This window comes from Haloparvum alkalitolerans, assembly GCF_055381565.1.
This window is the reverse complement of the sequence record NZ_AP043938.1, coordinates 2,148,555-2,166,625: the sequence shown is the minus strand read 5'-3', so window position 1 is coordinate 2,166,625 and position 18,071 is coordinate 2,148,555. Positions and strand designations below refer to the sequence as shown.

Sequence of the window (18,071 nt, the reverse complement as noted above, 5' to 3'; positions counted from 1 at the left end):
GTCAGGCCTCGAAGTCGGGGAGGTCGTCGGGCGCCTCGTAGTCGGCCTCCCAGTCGATGTACTCCTGCTTCAGCGTCTCGCAGACGATCTGGCCGAGTTCTGTCAGCCCGGCGTTGATCCCGGAGACGGTCGACCACGAGTCCAGGTCGGGGTGGAGGTCGCGCTCCTTCCAGTCCTCCGGGATGCCGGGCGCGTGGTAGCCCACGCGGTCGGCGAAGTCGTCCCAGAAGAAGTCGAAGCGGTCGACGAGTCCCATCTCCTCGACGATGCGCCACTCCTCGGCGTCGAGGTCGCTCGTGGCGGCCCACTCCTCGAACGCCTCGGCCCACGCGCCCTCGTTCAGGAACCGCTCGAGGTCGTCGCGGCGGTACTCGTCCTCGGTCACGTCGTCGGCGGCGTCCTCGTTGCCGGTGCCGCCGACGGTGGTGTCCTCGTACTGGTTGGGGTCGACCGCGACGAGCGTCGGCGGGTCCGGCGGGTCGACGTGCAGGGTCATGGGCGCCCTTCGCTCCGGCGGGCAAAAAGCCCGCGGCGTCGCGGCCGGGACGCGTCGGCCGAGGAGGGGCGGTCGGGGCCCATCGCCGAGGCCCATCGACGAGGCCCATCGTCGGGGCCCATCGCCCGGGCGTCGACGCGTTCGGCCCGCCGCGGTCCGGGCGTTTATGCGGCGGCCGCCGTAACCGGGCGCATGGAGCAGACCCGACGCGGCTTCCTCGGTGCCGTCGGCGCCGCCGCGGCCGCGACGGCCGGCTGTATGGCCCCCGCCAGCGACCCCGGCGGGACCCAGCGGTTCGAGCGCGCCTACGAGTCCGTCTCGGGCGCGGTCGCCCGCGTGCGGACGTACACCGACGCGGGCGGCGGGCAGGGCTCGGCGTTCCGCGTCGACGGCGGCCACCTCGTCACGAACGAGCACGTGGTCGCCGGCGCGGACCGCGTGAGCGTGCAGTACGCCGACGGTGCGTGGCGCGACGCCGAGGTCGTCGGCGCGGACCCCTACAGCGACCTGGCGGTGCTCCGCGCCGAGTCCCCGCCGCCCGGCCCGGAACTCCCGTTGCGCGAGGACCTGCCGAACGTCGGCGCGGAGGTGCTGGTGGTCGGCGCGCCGTTCGGCCTCGACGGCAGCGCGACCGCGGGCATCGTCAGCGGCCGGAACAGAACGATCCCGGCGCCCAACGACTTTTCGGTCCCGGACGTGGTGCAGGTGGACGCGCCGCTGAACCCCGGCAACAGCGGCGGTCCGATCGTCGACCTCGACGGGAGCGCCGTCGCGGTCGCGACCGCGCGCGTCCCCGGCGCGGACAACCTCGGCTTCGGCGTCTCCTCGCGGCTCGCCCGTCGGGTCGTTCCCCGACTCGTCGAGGCGGGGAGCTACGACCATGCGTACATGGGAGTGGGCGTCGCTGGCGTGGACCCGGCGATCGCGGCCGCGAACGACCTCCCCGAGGCGCGCGGCGTCTACGTCGTGAGCGTCGTGGACGGCGGTCCGGCTGACGGGACCCTTCGGGGCAGCACCGGCGAGACCACGGTCGAGGGGATGCCGGTGCCCACCGGCGGCGACACCATCGTCGGACTCGACGGCGTCGGGATCGCCACGCGGGCGGACCTGTCCAGACACCTCGCGCTGGAGACCTCGCCTGGCGACGACCTCGAGGCGCGCGTGCTGCGGGACGGGAGCGAGGAGACGGTCTCGTTCGCGCTCGGCGAGCGGCCGGCGCCGAGGTGACGGGAGCCGCCCGGGACCGGAATCGAGGTAGGAATGCGCCGTCGGCCGCACAACCGTTTTCGAGGTCCGTCCCGAAATTCCGGCATGGCCGACGACTCGATCCCCGAAGCCGGCGAGCGGGAGCGCTCCGGGAACGCGAACGGCGAAGCAGCCGACGAGGACGCGGACGGCCGGATCAACCGCCGTCTGGACCGGCTCGTCGACTTCCTCGCTACGTATCTCCCCTGACCTCGTCCGAGCAGTCCCGTCGTCGGTCGTTCGCGCGTGCGGCCGGCAGCGAAGCCACCCGCTCTGACTTACCGGAACTCCAAAGCGGGGACACTTCAGAGCGCCCGCAGGACCCGGTCGAGCGTGATCACACGCGTTTCGTCGGCCGGAAATGCCGGGCGGCGCTCGCTGTCGAACCGTTTCTCCACGTCGATCGTCGCGTGCGTCCTCGTCCGTTCGCGTATCGTCCCTTTGACCCGCTCGCCGTCCGCGAACTCGACGAGCACGGCGTCGCCCACGTCGAACTCCCTCTCGGACACGGGTCCACGTCCGCACGGAAACACAAAATACCGGGGCCTCGAGAGGTCCTTCGACCGTCTCGGACTACCGCCGCGATCCAGCCAGTAGCTTCTTTTCGCTGCGGGGCCATCCCTCGGTCGAGTTGCCCTCCAACTCGTGATCACGATGGACATCGACCAATTCAAAGCCGAACACGTCCCCGTGGAGTCCGACGAGCGCTTCCAGCTCGAGAACAGCTACACCCTCGACGTCGCGGTCGACGGGACCGCGATGGCGAAGGCCGGATCGATGGTGGCGTACACCGGCGACCTCTCGTTCAAGGGGAAGGCCTCGGCCGAGGGCGGGATCACCGGCTTCCTCAAGGAGGCGGCCTCCGGCGAGGGGACGCCCGTGATGGCCATCGAGGGGCAGGGTCACGCCTACCTCGCGGACGGAGGCAAGAAGGTGCAGGTGCTGGAGCTCGGCGCGGACGACGCGATCACCGTCAACGGCGAGGACGTGCTCGCGTTCGAGGACCGGATCTCCTACGAGATCAGCACGATCGACAGCCTCGCGGGCTCGCTCGCGGGCGGGTTCACCAACGTCTTCCTGAGCGGCCCCGGCTACGTCGCCATCACGACCCACGGCGACCCCGTCGTCGTCGAGCCGCCAGTCTCCACGGACCCCAGCGCGACGGTCGCGTGGAGCGGCACGTCGCCCGACGTCGAGGTGAACCGCAGCCTCTCGGACATGGTCGGGCAGGAGTCCGGCGAGCGCTACCAGATGCGGTTCGACGGACCCGACGGGTTCGTCGTCGTCCAGCCGTTCGAGGAGCACTGACGGCCGCCGTCCGGTCCGATTTTTCTCCCCGGTGCAGCGTCGAGCGAGAGTCGTCGCGTCGAAAAAGCCGTCATGTCGATCGGGGCTATCGGTATCGTGTCACAAGACGGTTCCTGGCGTCGGGAGATCGATCGGCGCGCCGGCTCCGGCGACCCCGGCGTCAGTCGTCGTCGCGGCCGTCCGAGAGGTGCTCCCAGATCTCGGTGCAGCCGGCGCCGTCGGGGACCTCGTCGAGGTGCGCGTCGTCGTCCGCGGCGGAGGATGAGGAGTTACTCATTTTCTGAGTAAGCCAACTCGGTATCGGGACATAAACGTTTCGGGGGACGACCAGCACGTACTTATCTCCGACGCGAGGAGGGGCGGGCATGTCCGAACGCGGCGACGAGTTCCTCTCGCGGCTCGACCTCACCGAGTACGAGGAGCAGGCGCTGGCGGAGCTCCTGCTGCTCGGCCGGTCGACCGCGCCGGAGCTGGCGGAGGCGACCGGGATCCCCAAGGCGCGGATCTACGGCGTGCTCGACGAGCTGGCCGAGGCCGGCTACGTGACCGTCATCCCCGGCCGACCGAAGGAGTACCGCCCGCACGACCCCGAGGAGATCGTCGACCGGGCGGTCCGCAACCGGCGGGACGAGTACGAGCGCTTCGCGGACGAGGTCGAGGAGACCCGCGAGGCGTTCGTGGAGCGGTACGCGCCAGTTCGTGACCGCGACGTGGACGAGCTCGGCCCGGCCGAGGACCTGTTCCACGTCGTGGACGTGGGCGAGCCGAGCGAGCGCGAGACGCGGCGCCTGTTCCGCGAGGCGGAGGCCGAGGCGTACGTGCTCACCAAGAGCCTCGGCTACATCGACGCCGTGAGACCCGCGCTCCGCGAGGCGGTCGACCGCGGCGTCGACGTGAAGGTGCTGATGCTCGCGCCCGAACACCTCTCCGAGGAGAACGCGGAGCGGCAGGCCGCGATCCGCGAGGAGCTGGCGGCCGACTTCCCCTCGGTCACCGTCCGCATCAGCGAGCGCGTGCTCCCGTGGCGCGGGACGTTCGTCGACCCCGACACCGACTACGAGGCGGGCCACGGGCTGTTCATGGTCGAACAGGAGGACGTGCCGAACCACCGCCGGCAGGCGGCCGTCACCGAGAACCCCTCCTTCGTCGCCGGGCTCTGGCAGTACTTCGACCTGCTGTGGCGCCACGAGAGCCGCCCGGCCGCGGAGGCGTGACGGGAGAAAAACGACGACCGGGAGAAACGGGGAGCCTCGGATCCTTCGTCAGTACGTCACCGTGTCGAGTCCGTCGACACGGTCGAAGTGGTCGTCCCGAGAGACGATCGTTGCACCTCGATCCCGGCAGACGCCCGCGATCAGCACGTCTCCGAGGTTTATCCGTTCCCCCGCGGCGAGGAGCTCGCTCTCGATGCGGGCCGCCTCGTCGGCCGCTGACCCGTCGAGCGGGAGCGGGTCCACCCAGTCCAGCGCGTCGGCCACGTCGTCGATCCGATCGCCGCTCGTCGTCCGAGCGGCCCCACGATAGACCTCGAACAGCGAGAGCGCGGGAGAGTGCATCGGCTCGCCGGTTCGTTCCGCGAGGAACCGTTTCGTCGCCTCTTCGCCGTCGAGGTAGTCGACGAGAAAGGAGGTGTCCAGCGCGATCATCGTCTCGCTCGCTCGCGCACGTCAGCGTCGAGGTCGCGCCGAGTTCCCTCCACGGCCTCGCGGAACCCCTCGACGTCGGACATCGCTCCGAACCCGTCAAGCACGTCGCGCTCCCCGTCAGTCAGCCGCAGGATCGTGTCTGTGAAGCTCTCACCCGGGCGCTTGTGTTTCTTGAGGCTCTCGTACGCTTCCTCCGTGATGGTCAGACTCTTCGTGGGCATAGACGTAGGCGTACGTCTACATTTCTCCCGCGGTCTCAAAAAGTTCCGGGCCGCGCAGGGTGTTCCGGGCCGCGCAGGGTGTTCCGGGTCGCGCGGGGGTGTTCCGGGTCGCGCGGAGGTGGACGCCCCGGTTCGACCGCGCTGGCGAAGGGGAAAGGACTTAACACCGGGTTACTCACGTTTCGAGTAACGATGACCGTGCTGCTCACCGGTGCGGACGGCTACCTCGGGTGGCCGACCGCGCTCCGTCTGGCGGACCGACTCGACGAACGCATCGTCTGCGTCGACAACTTCGCGCGCCGCGAGTGGGTCGCGGAGTCGGGCAGCGTCTCCGCGACGCGCGTCGAGGACCCTGCGGAGCGGTTCGAGAGCGTCGAGAACCTGAGCCTCGTCGAGGGGGACCTCGCGGACCGCGACTTCGTGCTCCAGCTGCTGGAGACTCACGAGCCGGACACCGTCCTCCACGCGGCCGCGCAGCCGAGCGCGCCCTACTCCTCGATCAACGGCGAGCGCGCGCTCTACACGCAGCGCAACAACGTCTCGATGAACCTCAACCTCCTCCACGGGCTCGCGGAGTGCGGACTCTCGGACACGCACTTCATCGAGACGACGACGACCGGCATCTACGGCGCGCCCCACTTCCCCATCCCGGAGGGCGGGCTGGAGGTCGAGCGGAAGGGCGGCAGCGACGAGGTGCCGTTCCCGGCGATGGGCGGCAGCTGGTACCACCAGACGAAGTCGTTCGACGCCGCGAACATGCGGCTCGCCGAGTCGCAGTTCGACTTCCCGATGAGCGAGGTCCGGACCGCCATCGTCTACGGCACGGAGACGGCCGAGACGCGGGCGCACGACAGCCCGACGCGGTTCGACTTCGACTACTACTTCGGCACCGTCGTCAACCGCTTCTGCGCGCAGGCGGTGGCCGGCTACCCCCTGACCGTCTACGGCAAGGGCGAACAGCGCAAGCCGATGGTGAGCCTGGAGGACGCCGTCGAGAGCCTCGTCCGACTGGTCGAGGAGGGCCCCGAGGCCGACGACGAGATCACCATCTACAACCAGGTGACGCGGCCGGTCGCCATCGTGGAGCTCGCGGAGACCATCGCCGAGGTCGGCGACGAGTTCGGCCTCGACGCGGCGGTCGAACACTACGAGAACCCGCGCGACGAGGACGAGGAGCACAAGATGGAGATGGAGAACGAGCGGTTCCTCGAGCTCGTCGGCGGCCAGCGACAGACGCTGGAGGAGGGGATCCGCGACGTGCTGGCGACGCTCGTCGAGGAACAGGACCGGATCGCAGCCCACGAGGACCGGTTCCTGCCCGGCGTGCTGACCGATGAGTGACGCCGGAGGGGATCGCGCGGCCGACGGCGACGCCGACCGGCGCGTCCTCGTCACGGGCGGCTGCGGCTACATCGGAAGCGTCCTCGTCCCCCAGTTGCTCGACGACGAGCGCGTGGGCGAGGTCGTCGTCCTCGACTCGCTGTCGTCCGGCTCCCCGGCCAACCTCGCGGGGAGCGTCCGGGACGACCTCCGGTTCCGGCGCGGCGACGTGCGCGAGTACGGCGACGTGGAGGGCGCGGTCCGCGGCGCGGACGCGGTGGTCCACCTCGCGGCCATCACGGGGGCGGCCTCGACCCACGACCGCGAGGCGGAGACGTTCGCGGTCAACCGCGACGGCACCGAGAACGTCCTCACGGCCGCCGGCAAGTTCGGCGTGGACAACGTCGTGCTCGCCTCCTCGTGTAACAACTACGGCCGCGCGGCCAGTACCGACATCGACGAGGAGACCGACCAGAACCCGCTGAACCCCTACGCGGAGTCGAAGGTCGCCGCGGAGGGACTGCTCGCGGACGCGATGGCGACCCACGGCTTCGACGGCACCGCGCTCCGGATGAGCACCAACTACGGCTGGTCGCCGGGCGTCCGGTTCAACCTCGTCGTGAACCACTTCGTCTTCCGCGGGCTCACCGGCCGCCCGCTCACCGTCTACGGCGACGGGAGCAACTGGCGTCCCTTCATCCACGTCCGCGACGCGGCCCGCGCGTACGCCCACGCGGCGCTGGAGCCGGAGTCGTGGCCCGAGCGGGTGTACAACGTCGGCTCCAACGAGGGGAACTACCGGATCGCGGAGATCGCCGAGGTCGTCCGCGAGGAGCTGGACCGCGACCTCGACGTGACGTACCTGGAGGACGAACACCCCGGCCCCTCCTACCACGTGAACTTCGACCGGCTCGCGGAGACCGGCTTCGAACCCGAGTGGACCCTCCGGGAGGGGATCCGGGACATGGCCGTGGAGTTGCGGGGGACCGACCCGGCCGCCGGGACGCCCGCGGAAGCAGGTGACCACTCATGAGCAACGACGACGGAACGGACGACGAGGCACCGGGAGCCGAACCGACGATAGCGGTCACGGGCGCGGCCGGCTACATCGGCAGCCGCGTGGTGGCCGCGATGCGGGAGCGGCACCCCGACTGGACCGTCACCGCGCTCGACAACCAGTACCGCGGACAGGTCGACGCGGTCGGCGACGTCGAGGTCGCACACGTCGACATCAGGAACCGCGACCGACTGGAGGACGCGCTCGCGGGCGCGGACGTCGTCTGTCACCTCGCGGCGATAAGCGGCGTCGACGACTGCGAGGAGCACCCCGACCTGGCCTACGAGGTGAACGTCACCGGGACGAACAACGTCGCGTGGTTCTGCCGCAAGACCGGCGCGGCGCTCGTCTTCCCGTTCAGCATGGCCGTGCTCGGGGACCCCGAGTCGTTCCCCATCACCGCCGACCAGCCCCGCGACCCCCTCAACTGGTACGGCCGCACGAAACTGCTGGGCGAGCGGTCGATCGAGACGTTCGCGGACGGCGCGTTCCCCGCGCACCTGTTCCTGAAGTCGAACCTCTACGGCGAGCACGTCGTGGACGGCACGGAGGTCGGCAAGCCCACCGTCATCAACTTCTTCGCGGACCGCGCGCTCGCGGGCGAGCCGCTCACCGTCTACGAGCCGGGCTCGCAGGCGCGCAACTTCGTCCACGTCAAGGACGTGGCGCGGGCCTACGTCGACAGCGCCGAGTGCCTGCTCGCACAGCTCGACCGCGGCGAGACCGGCACGGAGACCTACGAGATCGCCGGCACGGAGGACATGAGCGTGATGGCGGTCGCGGAGATCGTCAGCGAGGCCGCCGGCGACCTGCTGGGGACGGCGGTCGACGTGGAACTCGTCGAGAACCCCCGCGGCGCGGAGACGATGGTCGAGGAGTTCGGCGTCGACGTCTCGGCGGCGCGGGAGACGCTCGGGTGGGAGCCCGAGGAGAGCGTCGCGGACTCGGTCCGCCGGCTGCTCGAGCGTCACTCGTAGGGGGCCGCCGGCCCCCGTGCGCCTCCGCCGATCGTACCAACGCAATAAGTTTTATTAGCTGACGTATGTCAAGAGTTGTCTGTACTCATGGGACTGTTCTCGACGGACTGCGCGTACTGTGGCGACTCGGGTGCCAAGGAGAACTGCAGCCAGTGCGGGATGAACTTCCACGCCGACTGCGCACAGCGGCGTGGAGATCTCCAGATCAAAGAGGAGAGCGGCGGACTCCTCAGTTCGGGGTCGACGCACTACCGGTGGGCCTGTCCGAACTGCAACCGGCGGTCGAACGGCACGATCTGAACGCGGGTCGCGGCGTCGTTCCTCTCGGGGGACTCGAGGGGAGCCGACCGCCTACCACGCGACGCGCCGCCCGAGCACGAACACGACGAGCGCGAGCAGCAGCGCGCCGAGGAACGACTCGAGGCCGGCGAGCGTCCGGGCGGTCGTCCCGACCGGCTGGATGTCGCCGTAACCGAGCGTCGTGAAGGTGACCATGCTGAAGTAGAGGTTCTTCCCGAGGATGATGAGTCCCTCCGGCGTCAACAGCGCGCTCAGGCTGTCGATGCCGTCCGTCGTGAGGTCGCTGGCCCCGCGGGTCCCCTCCGTCAGCGTCGCGTAGAGGAACCCCCAGGTGACGATGGCGAACGCGGAGATGTAGATCACTCGCCAGAGCCGCTCGCCGTAGCCGCAGGTCTGGTAGAGCACCCCGTTCCCGACCCACTTGCCCGCGGCCGTCAACCGGGCGAGCGGGTCGGCCGCGCCGTCCGCGTCGCCGTCCGCGCGGAACGCGATGGCGGCGTTTTTCCGGCGCCGGTAGGTCATCTCCTTGATGAAGAACTCCGAGGCGGCCTTCCTGTCGCCGAAGTCGGCGGCGCCGTTCTTGGCCTTGAGGTAGGTGCTCTCGAGGACCGCCGGGTCGGTTATCGGCTCCACCTCGGGGAAGCGCGACGACTCCGCGGGCGCCCACTCGTGGATCACCCAGTCGTTGCGCGCGAGCGACTCCTTGTGGCGGGTGAAATCGAAGTCCTCGAACGTGGTGTTTTTGAACCGGAACTCGTCGAAGAGGTCCCGGCGGTCGCCGGTCAGCCGCACCTCGCCCAGCGTCGCTCCGGTCAGGTCGTAGACGGGGGGGTCCTCCGCGGGCTGGGTGATCCGGCCGCCGGCCAGCGTCGCGTGGCTCATGTCGACCGCCTGCATCCCGGCCGCACACGACGCGCGCATCGTGACGCGCTCGTCGAACCGGACGTGGGCGAAGTCGGCGGGCGCCGCGAAGGTGACGCCCTCGAACGTTGCGTAGTGGAACCGCGCCCGCTCGAAGGTGACCTCGTCGTGGAACGTCGCGCGGTCGAACGCGCCCAGTTCCCTGAAGCGGACGTCCTGGAAGTTCGCGCCGCCGCGGACCTCGACGCCGGTGAAGTTGGCGTACTCGAACCGGGCCTGTGCGAACGCGGCGTCGCCCTCGAAGACCGCGTCCTCGAACGTCGCGTCGTCGTTCTCGTGGTTGGTCTTCCCGCGGAACTCCGTCGCCCTGAAGTTCGCCTCCCCGGCGAAGCGGACGCCCGCGAACGAGGTGTCGTCGTCGAACCGGATCCGGTCGAACGACGCGGCGCCGGCGAACTCGGCGCCCGCGAAGCCGGCCGCCTGCTCGAACACCGCCCCCGAGAACGTCGCGTCCCCGCCCACGGAAACCCCCTCGAAGCTGGCCGTTCCGGTGAAGCGGCTCTCCTTGAAGCCGAGCTCGGCGGCCACCTGCACGCCGTCGAAGCGGGCGTAGCGGAACTCCACCCGCTCGAAGTCGGCGGTGGCCGCGAACGTCGCGTCCTGGAAGTCGGCGTCGTCGACGGCGTGTTCGCCGCCGTGGAACTCGCTCCCGCGGAACGTCGCCGGCGCCTCGAAGGCGACGTCCGCGAAGCAGACGTCGTGGTCGAATCGGCTTCGCAGGAACACCGCGCGGTCCCTGAAGGTGGCCCCCTCGAAGGTCGTCGTGTCGTCGAACCACGCCTCCCTGAACGCCACGGCGCCCTCGAAGGCGACGCCCGCGAAGGTGGCGGTCGCGACCCACGCCCGGTCGAAGTCGGCCCGGTCCTCGAAGGTGGCGTCCTCGAACGAGACGGCGTCCTCGACCGTGTTTCCGCCCGAGAACGCGACCCCCGACGCGTCGACCGGCCCCTCGAAGGCGGCCCCGTCGAAGGCGGCCGCGCGCCCGAACGACGCGCCGACCAGCACGAGGGGCCCCTTGAACGTCGCGTCGACGGCGGTCGTCTCGCCGAACTCCCCTCGCCGGAAGTCGGCCTCGCTCTCGAACGTCGCGTCGGCGAGGCTGAGGTCCTCGTCGTCGACGTTGTCGCCGCCGCGGAACTCGACGCCCCGGAACGAGGCGTCGTCGCGGAACGCCGCCCCCGAGAAGTCGGCGTCGTCGTCGAACCGCCCCTCGTCGAACGTCACCGTCCCGGCGAACGCCGCCCCGGCGAACACCACCTCGCGGTCGAACGTCGCGTGCGCGAACCCCGCGGTCGCCCCGAACCGGGCGTCAGCGAACGTCGCGAACCGGAACCGGGCCATCTCGAAGTCGACGGGTCCGCGGATCTCAGCGTCCCTGAACGAGAGGTCCTCGTCGTCGGCGTTGTCCCCGCCGCGGAACTCCGCCCCGGTGAAGTCGGCCCCCTCCTCGAGAACGAGCGACGAGAAGTCGGCGTCGCCGGCGAAGCGGACCTCGCCGAAGTCGACCCCAGCGCGGGCCTCGACGCCCCGGAAGTCGGCGTCGCCGTCGAACGCCGCGTCGGCGAACGTCGCCTCCCCTTCGAAGACGACCTCGTGGAAGTCCGCGAACGCGAAGCGGGCCGCGGTGAAGCTCGCCCGCCCGGCGAACGTGGAGCGCTCGAAGTCCGCGTCGTCCGAGAGCACGTTATCGCCGCCGCGGAACTCCGCGCCCCGGAAGTCGGCCGCCCCCCCGAAGGCCACGTCGATGAACTCGGCGTCGCTGTCGAAGGTCGCCTCCGCGAAGCCGGCGTCGGCCTCGAAGGTCGTCCCCTCGAAGTCGGCGTACCGGAACTCCGCTTTCAGGAACGTCGCGTCGCCCGCGAAGACGGCGTCCTCGAAGCAGACGTCGTCGTCGAGGAGGTTGGCGTCGCCGCGGAACTCCACGCCCCGGAAGCTCGCGGGACCCTCGAAGCGGGCCCGGCGAAAGCAGGTGTCGCCGTCGACCCGCGTCTCGTCGAGGGTCGCCTCGCCCGCGACGCGGAGGCCGGACGCCTCCAGGTCGTCCGCGAACGTCGCCCCGGTCAGCGAGACGGCGTCGACGGTCGCCTCGTCCAACAGCCACGCGTCCTCGAGTTCGGCGTCGCGACCGTCGATCGCGGCCACGCTCGCGTGCCGCAGGTCGACCGCCTGTTTCACCGTCGCCCGTTCGACGTCGACGGTACCGTCGACGACCGCGTAGCGCAGGTCTATCGGGTGGTTGTCGGCCCCCTCGACGATCAGGTAGCTCAGGTCGATCCCCTCGAACCTGGCGCCGAGGAACTGCTTGCGGCGCCGTCCGCCCTCGCGGACCGCCGACAGAAACCGCTCGCGCAGCGCGTCGTCGTCGACCCCGACCTCGCGGCGCCGCTCCGGCGACAGGTGGAACGGGCACCTGTCGGTCCCCTCGACGGCCTCGCGGTGGCACTCCCACGCCTCCGCGGGGCCGTGGTGGTTGGCCGCGGCTCTCGGCTCCTCGTCGGCCTCGCGTGCGGGCTCTAGCCGGTACTCACAGCGGTCGCTCACGGGGCGGTCACCCCGTGGCGCGGCCCCCGCGAGCGGCGCGTCACCACGCGACCCGCCTCCCGAGCACGAACACGACGAGCGCTATCAACAGCGCGCCGAAGTACGCCTCGAGGCTGGCGAGCCATCGGGCGAGGGAGCTTCCGGGAGCGCCGACGTACTCCAGCGTGATGAACGTCGCCGTGCTGAAGTACATGTTCTGGCCGACCGCGAGGAGGCCGTCGGGGGTAGCGAACTCCGCGGCGCTGGTGACCGTCCGCAGGCTCGACCCCTCGCCGCCGGTGGGGACGATCGTGTACAGCAGCGCCCAGAACACGATCGCGACGCTGGAGATGTAGACGATCCGCCAGAGCCGCTCGCCGTAGCCGCAGGTCTGGTAGAGCACGTTGTTGCCGGCCCACTTGCCGAGCGCGCGGACCCGGCCGAGCGCCCCCACGTCGGAGGCGTCCTCGGCGTCGCCCTCCCACGGGACGAACGCGTCGACGGCGTCGTGGGTCGCGAGGTTGGCGTTCTCGGCCACGTCGTAACCCGCCGCGATCTTCCAGTTCTTCTTGCGCCGGTAGATCATCTCGCGGATGAAGAACTCGGCGGCGGCCTTGCGGTCCCCGTAGTCGCTGGCGCAGTTCTTCGCCTTCAGGTAGGTGTTCTCCAGCGTCGCGGGGTTGTCGATGGCGGCGACGCTCCCCTCCGGGATGACCGCGTCGCCGGCCGCGAACTCGTGGATCGACCACCCGTTCTCCGCGAGGTGCGCCTTGTGTGCGCTGAAGTCGAACCCATCGAAGTCGGTGTTACAGAACCGGAAATGGTCGAAGAGCGGGTAGGCGCTGTCGGAGTGGTCGAGCGTGACCGAGCCCACGACAGCGTCGGTGAGGTCGTAAAACGCGCTGCCGACCTCGGGTTGGCCCATCGTCCCGCCGCCGATCGCCGCGTCGCGGAGGTCCACCAGCGTCTCCCCGCGCTCGCCCGCTTCGGGCCGGAACGCCGCGCTCTCGCTGACCGTCACCCCCACGAACGTCGCCGCCTCGCCGAAGGTCGTCCCTCGGAAGTTGGCGTACGCGAAGGTGACGCGACCGAAGTCGGCCCCCGCCTCGAAGACGGCGCCGCCGAAGTCCGCGTCCTCCTCGTGCATGTTCGCGGTCGCCTCGAACTGCGAGGCCCGAAAGCTCGCGCCGTCCCGGAACCGCGCCTCCGCGAACGTCGTCGCCTCGTGGAACAGCACCTTCTCGAAGGAGCCGGCCGCCCGGAACGACGCTCCGGAGAAGTCGACCGTGGACTCGAACTCGACGCCGTCGAACGCGGCGGCCCCCTCGAAGACGGCGTCGGCGAACCGCGCCTCGCCCTCGAAGACGGCGTCGGGGAACGCCGCCTCGCCGCGGAACGTCGCCCCGGCGAAGTTACCGAAGCGGAACGTCGTCAGACCGAAGTCGGCGTCGTCGCCGAACGTCGCTCCGGTGAAGTCGGCGTCGTCGACGGTGTAGGCCCCGCCCAGAAACTCCGTCCCCCGGAAGGTCACGCCCGCCTCGAAGGCGGCGTCCGCGAAGCAGGCGTCGCTCTCGAACCGGATCTCCATGCAGTCGACGGGCGCGGCGAAGGCGGCGCCCGTGAGGTCGACGGCGCCCTCGAACGCGGTGAACGAGAGGTCGACCGTCCCCTCGAAGACGGCGCGCTCGGCGTGGAACCCGTCGAACGACGACCGCGAGAGCGTCGCCGCGCCCGCGACGGTCGCGTCGTCGAACCCCGCGGTCCCGAACTCGACGGCGTCGAAGTCGGCGTCGTCGCCGAAGGCGGCACCGCCGAACGCGGCGTCGTCGGCGTCGTCGGTCCAGCCGTCGAACTCCGCGCCGAAGAACGTCACCGCGCCGCCGAAGGTGCAGTCCTCGAAGCGCCCGTCGCGCCGGAAGTGCGTCTCCTCGAAGGACGCGGTCGCCTCGAACGTCGCGCCCATGAACCGGGCGGTCTTCTCGAAGGTCGCGCCCGCGAAGGTGGCCGGCCCGGTGAACGTCGCGTCGGCGAACTCCGCGTACGCGAGGGCCGCCTTCTCGAAGGTCGCCTCGCCCGCGACGGTCGCGCCGGCGAAGGTCACGTCGTCGTTGAGGACGTTGTCGCCGCCGCGGAACTCCACGCCCGCCGCGTCGAGGTCGCCGCCGATGGACGCGCCGTCGAAGGCGGCGTCGTCGCGGAAGCGGGTCTCCTCGAGCGAGAGCGTCCCGCGGACGGTGGCGTCGGAGAACTCCGCGTCGTCCGCGAACACCGCGGCGTCGAAGCCCGCTCGCCCGGTCACCTCGATCCCCCGAAAGGCGGCGTATCTGAACCGCGCGGCCTCGAAGTCCGCGTCGCCGTCGACGGTCGCGTCCGCGAAGGTCACGTCGTCGTGGTTCACGTTCGCCTCGCCGTGGAACTCGGCGCCGCGGAACGAGGCGTCGGCGTCGACGCGCACGTGGGAGAAGTCGGCGTCGCCGCGGAACCGCGCCTCGTCGAAGTCGGCCCCGTCGGCGAACGTCGTCCGGTCGAAGCGCGCCCGCTGGGCTATCCGAACGCCCGCGAACCGCGCGTCGTCGCGGAAGGCGGCGTCGGTGAACGTGGCGTTGCGGAACGCCGCGGCGCGGAACACTGCCGGACCGTCGAAGGCCGCCTCCCGGAACGTGGCGTCCTCGTCCTCGAGGTTGTCCCCGCCGTCGAACTCGGCGCCGGCGAAGCTCGCGGCCGCTTCGAAGGCGGCGCCCGCAAACGAGCAGTCCCGCCGGAACCGCGCCTCGTCGAACGAGCAGTCCCCGGAAAACGCCGCGGCCGCGAACGAGGCGTCGTCGCCGAAGACGGCGTCGTCGAAGACGGCCGAGGCGAACGCGGCGCCGTCGAACCGCGCCACGGTGAAGACCGCGCCGTCGAACCGGGCGGCGTCGGCGAACGTCGCGTCCGCGAAGGTGAGGTTGTCGTCGGTGGCGTTGTCCGACCCCTCGAACTCCGCGCCGAGGAACCGAACGGCGTCGGCGAACGCGGCCGATTCGAAGCTCGTGTCGCCGAGGAACCGGGCCTCCGCGGCCTCGAAGGTTCCCTCGACGCGCACGTCGTCGAAGAAGGCGTCCTCCGCGAAGGCGGCGTCGTCGAAGGCGGCGTCCCCCTCGAAGGCGGCGCCCGTGAAGTTCGCCAGCGTGAACTCCGTGCGCGTGAACGCCGCGTCGCCGCCGAACCGCGCGCCCGAGAAGTCGGCGTCGTCGTAGAGCACGTTGGCGTCGCCGTGGAACTCGGCGCCGCGGAACGACGCGCCGGCGTCGAAGGCGGCGTCCCTGAACTCGCCGTCGCCGGTGAACGTGGCCTCGTCGAAGGAGACGGGCTCGCGGAACGCGACGCCGACGAAGTCCGCGTACCTGAACACCGCCTTGCGGAACGACGCCCCGGCGTGGAAGACGGCGTCCTCGAAGCAGGCGTCGTCGTCCTTGAGGTTGGCGTCGCCGCGGAACTCCACGCCGTCGAAGGAGGCGTCCGCCTCGTAGACCGTCTCGCGCAGGCAGGTGTCGCCGTGGAACCGGGCCTCTTCGAACCGGACCTCGTCGCGGAACGTCGCTTCGATGAGGTCGACGTCGCCCTCGAACGTCGCGCTCGTCACGTCGAAGCGCCCCCCGACCGTCACCCCGGACAGGTCACACCGATGCGCGAAGGCGGCCTCGCGCCAGTCGACCGCGTCGAGCCGGGCGTCCCGCAGGTCGACCGGCTGGCGAAGGTCCGCATTGCGCGCCGCGAACGTCCCCTCGACCCGCGCGTGCCGGAGGTCGATCGGATACCGGTCGGCGGCGTCGACCACCAGGTGGTCAAGCGTCGCCGCCGGCAGGTGCGCGCCGACGAACTGCTTGGTCCGGCGGCCGTCGGCCGCGGCGGCCTCGCGGAGGGCCGACTCGACCGCGGCCGCGTCGACGCCGAGCTCCTCGCGCCGCTCGGGCGGGAGGTGGAACACGCAGCGGTCGGCGTCCTCGTGTTCCTCGTGCGGGCAGGTCCACGCCTCCGCGAGGGTGCTCTCCCGGTCCCCCTCCCACTCGGCGGGATCGAACCGGTAGGAACACGCCACGGGGATCACTCCGTGGCCCACTTGAAGAAGCCGAGGCTGACCGCCAGGATCGCCGCCCCGGCCGGGATGATCAGGTAGAGCATCGGGTCCTCGAACCCGTCGACGTTCGCGATCATCTGCTCGAAGAACTGGATGGCGAGGATGACCAGCACGAGCTCGATCAGCTTGTTCTTGAGCTCGCCGGTGGAGTCGAACTTGAACCAGTCGGGCCGGACGCCGGCGTGTTCAGCCGGGTCGAGCTTGCTGATGAAGAAGTCGTAGATCCCGAACGAGAAGATGACAAGGATGATCCCGATCAGGAAGGCGTCGAGCGCCTTGACGATCGGGAGGATCACGGCCTCGCCGCTGGACTGCCCCTGGATTATCAGCGCGTACAGCGCCTTGTACGTGTCGTAGGCGCCGACGTAGAACATCACCAGCGACCCGACGAACGAGACGAGCACCGGCACCAACAGCAGGTACCGGAGCCGGAAGAAGGAGGGCTCGAAGTAGGCGTCGAGCCACTGCTCCATCGAGTCCTTCTCCGCGTCATCCACCTGACTGACGGCCGTTCCGGTTCCGCCGGCCGTCCCGACCTCACCACCACCACCGTCCGACCGCGTATCGTCACCCGACATTGGATAGGGACTTGTGACCCCGACACACACTTTACTTTTTTGCCACCTCCGTCCCCGATGTGGCGGTTGAGCGGGCGAGGTCACCCGCGCTCGCGTCACGGGAATCGCGGACGACGGAGGATTTATCGGCGGACGGGGCGACCATCGTCCATGACCAGCGAACCCGTCACTGCCGTCGTCCTCGCGGCGGGCGAGGGGCGCCGGCTCGCGCCGCTGACGAACCGGCGGCCGAAGCCGATGCTCCCCGTGGCGAACCGGCCAATTCTGGAGTACGTCGTGGAGGCGGTCGCCGACGCCGGCATCGACCGCGTGGTGCTCGTCGTCGGCTACCGCGGCGAGCGCATCCGGAACCACTTCGGCGACGGCCGCGAGTGGGACCTCGAGATCGAGTACGTCGAGCAGTCCCACCAACTCGGCACCGGCCACGCCGTGTTGCAGGCCGAGGACGCGGTCGGCGACCGGTTCGTCGTCCTCAACGGCGACCGGATCGTGGACGCGTCGATCGTCCGCGACGTCCGCGACGCGACCGTCGACGGCCGGAGCCCCGTGATGGCGGTGACCGACGTGGAGCACCCGCGCGAGTACGGCGTCGTCAGCCTCGAGGGCGGGCGGGTCGTCGGCGTCGAGGAGAAGCCGGAGGCGCCGGTCGCGGCCGGCCGGATAAACGCCGGGGTATACGGGTTCTCGGCCGCGATCTTCGACGCGGTCCGCGACACGTCGCCGGCGGGCGAGCTCGGGATCACGGACACGCTCGACCGACTCGCGCGCGAGTCGTCGATCGAGGCGGTCGAGTACCACGGCGACTGGTACGACGTCTCCCACCTCTGGGACCTGCTCGCGGTGAACGCCTCACTCGTCGGTGCCGCCGGCGCGGGCGGGGGAAGCGGGGATGACGGACCCGACGGGACCGGCGACGCCGGAGCGACCGACGCCGGTCCGGCACACGCGGCGGTCGCGGACGACGTGGTCGTGGGCGCGGACGTGCGCTTCGGCCCGGGCGCCGTCGTCGGCGGGAGCACGGCGCTGGGGCGGAACGTCCACGTCGGCGCGACCGCGGTGGTCGAGAACGCGGTCGTCCTCCCGGACACGGTCATCGAACCGGGCGCGGTGGTGCGCGACGCGATCGTCGCGGGCAACGCGCGGATCGGCGCGAACGCGACCGTGGCGGGCGGCACGGCGACGCTCGTCGTCGACGGCGAGGCCCACGAGGACGTGCGACTCGGCGGCGTCGTCGGCGACAACGCGACGGTCGGCGGCGGCGCGACGCTCGACGCCGGCACCGTGATCGGCGACGACGCGACGGTCGATCCGGGGGTCGCGCTCGACGGTCGGATAGAGACCGGCGCGGTCGTCAGGAGGGGGTAA

Annotated in this window: 16 protein-coding genes; 9 read left to right on the top strand and 7 right to left on the bottom strand. The window is 70.7% G+C overall.

Features of this window, described 5'->3' with window-relative positions:
• Position 1: 1 nt before the first annotated feature.
• Complete coding sequence (locus ACZ432_RS13050) at positions 2-496, bottom strand: hypothetical protein (RefSeq protein WP_426961998.1); 495 nt, start codon at positions 494-496, stop codon at positions 2-4.
• A gap of 192 nt (positions 497-688) precedes the next feature.
• Here ACZ432_RS13050 and ACZ432_RS13045 point away from each other — a divergent pair, with 192 nt between their 5' ends.
• Positions 689-1,723 (top strand): S1C family serine protease, encoded by a 1,035-nt coding sequence (locus ACZ432_RS13045; RefSeq protein WP_426961999.1) that lies wholly within the window; start codon positions 689-691, stop codon positions 1,721-1,723.
• Positions 1,724-1,807: 84 nt separating this feature from the next.
• The gene (locus ACZ432_RS13040; RefSeq protein ID WP_426962000.1) at positions 1,808-1,951 is read left to right on the top strand and encodes a hypothetical protein; all 144 of its coding nucleotides are present in this window, start codon (positions 1,808-1,810) and stop codon (positions 1,949-1,951) included.
• A gap of 95 nt (positions 1,952-2,046) precedes the next feature.
• Here the strand turns inward: ACZ432_RS13040 and ACZ432_RS13035 are convergent, their stop codons facing one another.
• A complete protein-coding gene (locus ACZ432_RS13035; RefSeq protein WP_426962001.1) occupies positions 2,047-2,229 on the bottom strand; it encodes a hypothetical protein in 183 nt (60 codons plus the stop codon).
• 166 nt (positions 2,230-2,395) lie between these two features.
• Here ACZ432_RS13035 and ACZ432_RS13030 point away from each other — a divergent pair, with 166 nt between their 5' ends.
• Positions 2,396-3,049: an AIM24 family protein gene (locus ACZ432_RS13030; protein ID WP_426962002.1), complete on the top strand. Its 654-nt coding sequence runs from the start codon at positions 2,396-2,398 to the stop codon at positions 3,047-3,049.
• 365 nt (positions 3,050-3,414) lie between these two features.
• Positions 3,415-4,263 (top strand): TrmB family transcriptional regulator, encoded by an 849-nt coding sequence (locus tag ACZ432_RS13025; RefSeq protein WP_426962003.1) that lies wholly within the window; start codon positions 3,415-3,417, stop codon positions 4,261-4,263.
• Positions 4,264-4,311: 48 nt separating this feature from the next.
• Here the strand turns inward: ACZ432_RS13025 and ACZ432_RS13020 are convergent, their stop codons facing one another.
• Positions 4,312-4,695: a PIN domain-containing protein gene (locus ACZ432_RS13020; protein WP_426962004.1), complete on the bottom strand. Its 384-nt coding sequence runs from the start codon at positions 4,693-4,695 to the stop codon at positions 4,312-4,314.
• Positions 4,692-4,916: an antitoxin VapB family protein gene (locus ACZ432_RS13015; RefSeq protein ID WP_426962005.1), complete on the bottom strand. Its 225-nt coding sequence runs from the start codon at positions 4,914-4,916 to the stop codon at positions 4,692-4,694. The genes ACZ432_RS13020 and ACZ432_RS13015 overlap by 4 nt, the downstream gene beginning before the upstream one ends.
• A 192-nt stretch (positions 4,917-5,108) precedes the next feature.
• Here ACZ432_RS13015 and ACZ432_RS13010 point away from each other — a divergent pair, with 192 nt between their 5' ends.
• The 4 genes from ACZ432_RS13010 (at position 5,109) to ACZ432_RS12995 (ending at position 8,570) form a co-directional block, all read left to right on the top strand.
• A complete protein-coding gene (locus tag ACZ432_RS13010; RefSeq protein WP_426962006.1) occupies positions 5,109-6,257 on the top strand; it encodes an NAD-dependent epimerase/dehydratase family protein in 1,149 nt (382 codons plus the stop codon).
• Entirely contained in the window at positions 6,250-7,269 is a 1,020-nt protein-coding gene (locus tag ACZ432_RS13005; RefSeq protein ID WP_426962007.1) for an NAD-dependent epimerase/dehydratase family protein, read from the top strand. Before ACZ432_RS13010 ends, ACZ432_RS13005 begins: the two co-directional genes overlap by 8 nt.
• On the top strand, positions 7,266-8,270 hold the full coding sequence (locus ACZ432_RS13000; RefSeq protein ID WP_426962008.1) for an NAD-dependent epimerase/dehydratase family protein: 1,005 nt from the start codon (positions 7,266-7,268) through the stop codon (positions 8,268-8,270). The genes ACZ432_RS13005 and ACZ432_RS13000 overlap by 4 nt, the downstream gene beginning before the upstream one ends.
• An 87-nt stretch (positions 8,271-8,357) precedes the next feature.
• On the top strand, positions 8,358-8,570 hold the full coding sequence (locus ACZ432_RS12995; RefSeq protein WP_058364925.1) for a hypothetical protein: 213 nt from the start codon (positions 8,358-8,360) through the stop codon (positions 8,568-8,570).
• A 51-nt stretch (positions 8,571-8,621) separates the two neighbouring features.
• Here the strand turns inward: ACZ432_RS12995 and ACZ432_RS12990 are convergent, their stop codons facing one another.
• The 3 genes from ACZ432_RS12990 to ACZ432_RS12980 are packed head-to-tail and all read right to left on the bottom strand — an operon-like array spanning position 8,622 to position 16,706.
• Positions 8,622-12,032 carry a pentapeptide repeat-containing protein gene (locus ACZ432_RS12990; RefSeq protein WP_426962009.1) on the bottom strand — a complete coding sequence of 1,137 codons (3,411 nt, stop codon included), beginning with the start codon at positions 12,030-12,032 and terminating at the stop codon, positions 8,622-8,624.
• A 40-nt stretch (positions 12,033-12,072) separates the two neighbouring features.
• Positions 12,073-16,089 (bottom strand): pentapeptide repeat-containing protein, encoded by a 4,017-nt coding sequence (locus tag ACZ432_RS12985; RefSeq protein ID WP_426962010.1) that lies wholly within the window; start codon positions 16,087-16,089, stop codon positions 12,073-12,075.
• A 5-nt stretch (positions 16,090-16,094) separates the two neighbouring features.
• On the bottom strand, positions 16,095-16,706 hold the full coding sequence (locus ACZ432_RS12980) for a YqhA family protein (protein WP_426962011.1): 612 nt from the start codon (positions 16,704-16,706) through the stop codon (positions 16,095-16,097).
• A gap of 150 nt (positions 16,707-16,856) precedes the next feature.
• Between ACZ432_RS12980 and glmU the strand changes: the two genes are divergently transcribed.
• Positions 16,857-18,071, top strand: coding sequence for a bifunctional sugar-1-phosphate nucleotidylyltransferase/acetyltransferase (gene glmU, locus ACZ432_RS12975; RefSeq protein WP_426962012.1), 1,215 nt, complete (start codon positions 16,857-16,859; stop codon positions 18,069-18,071).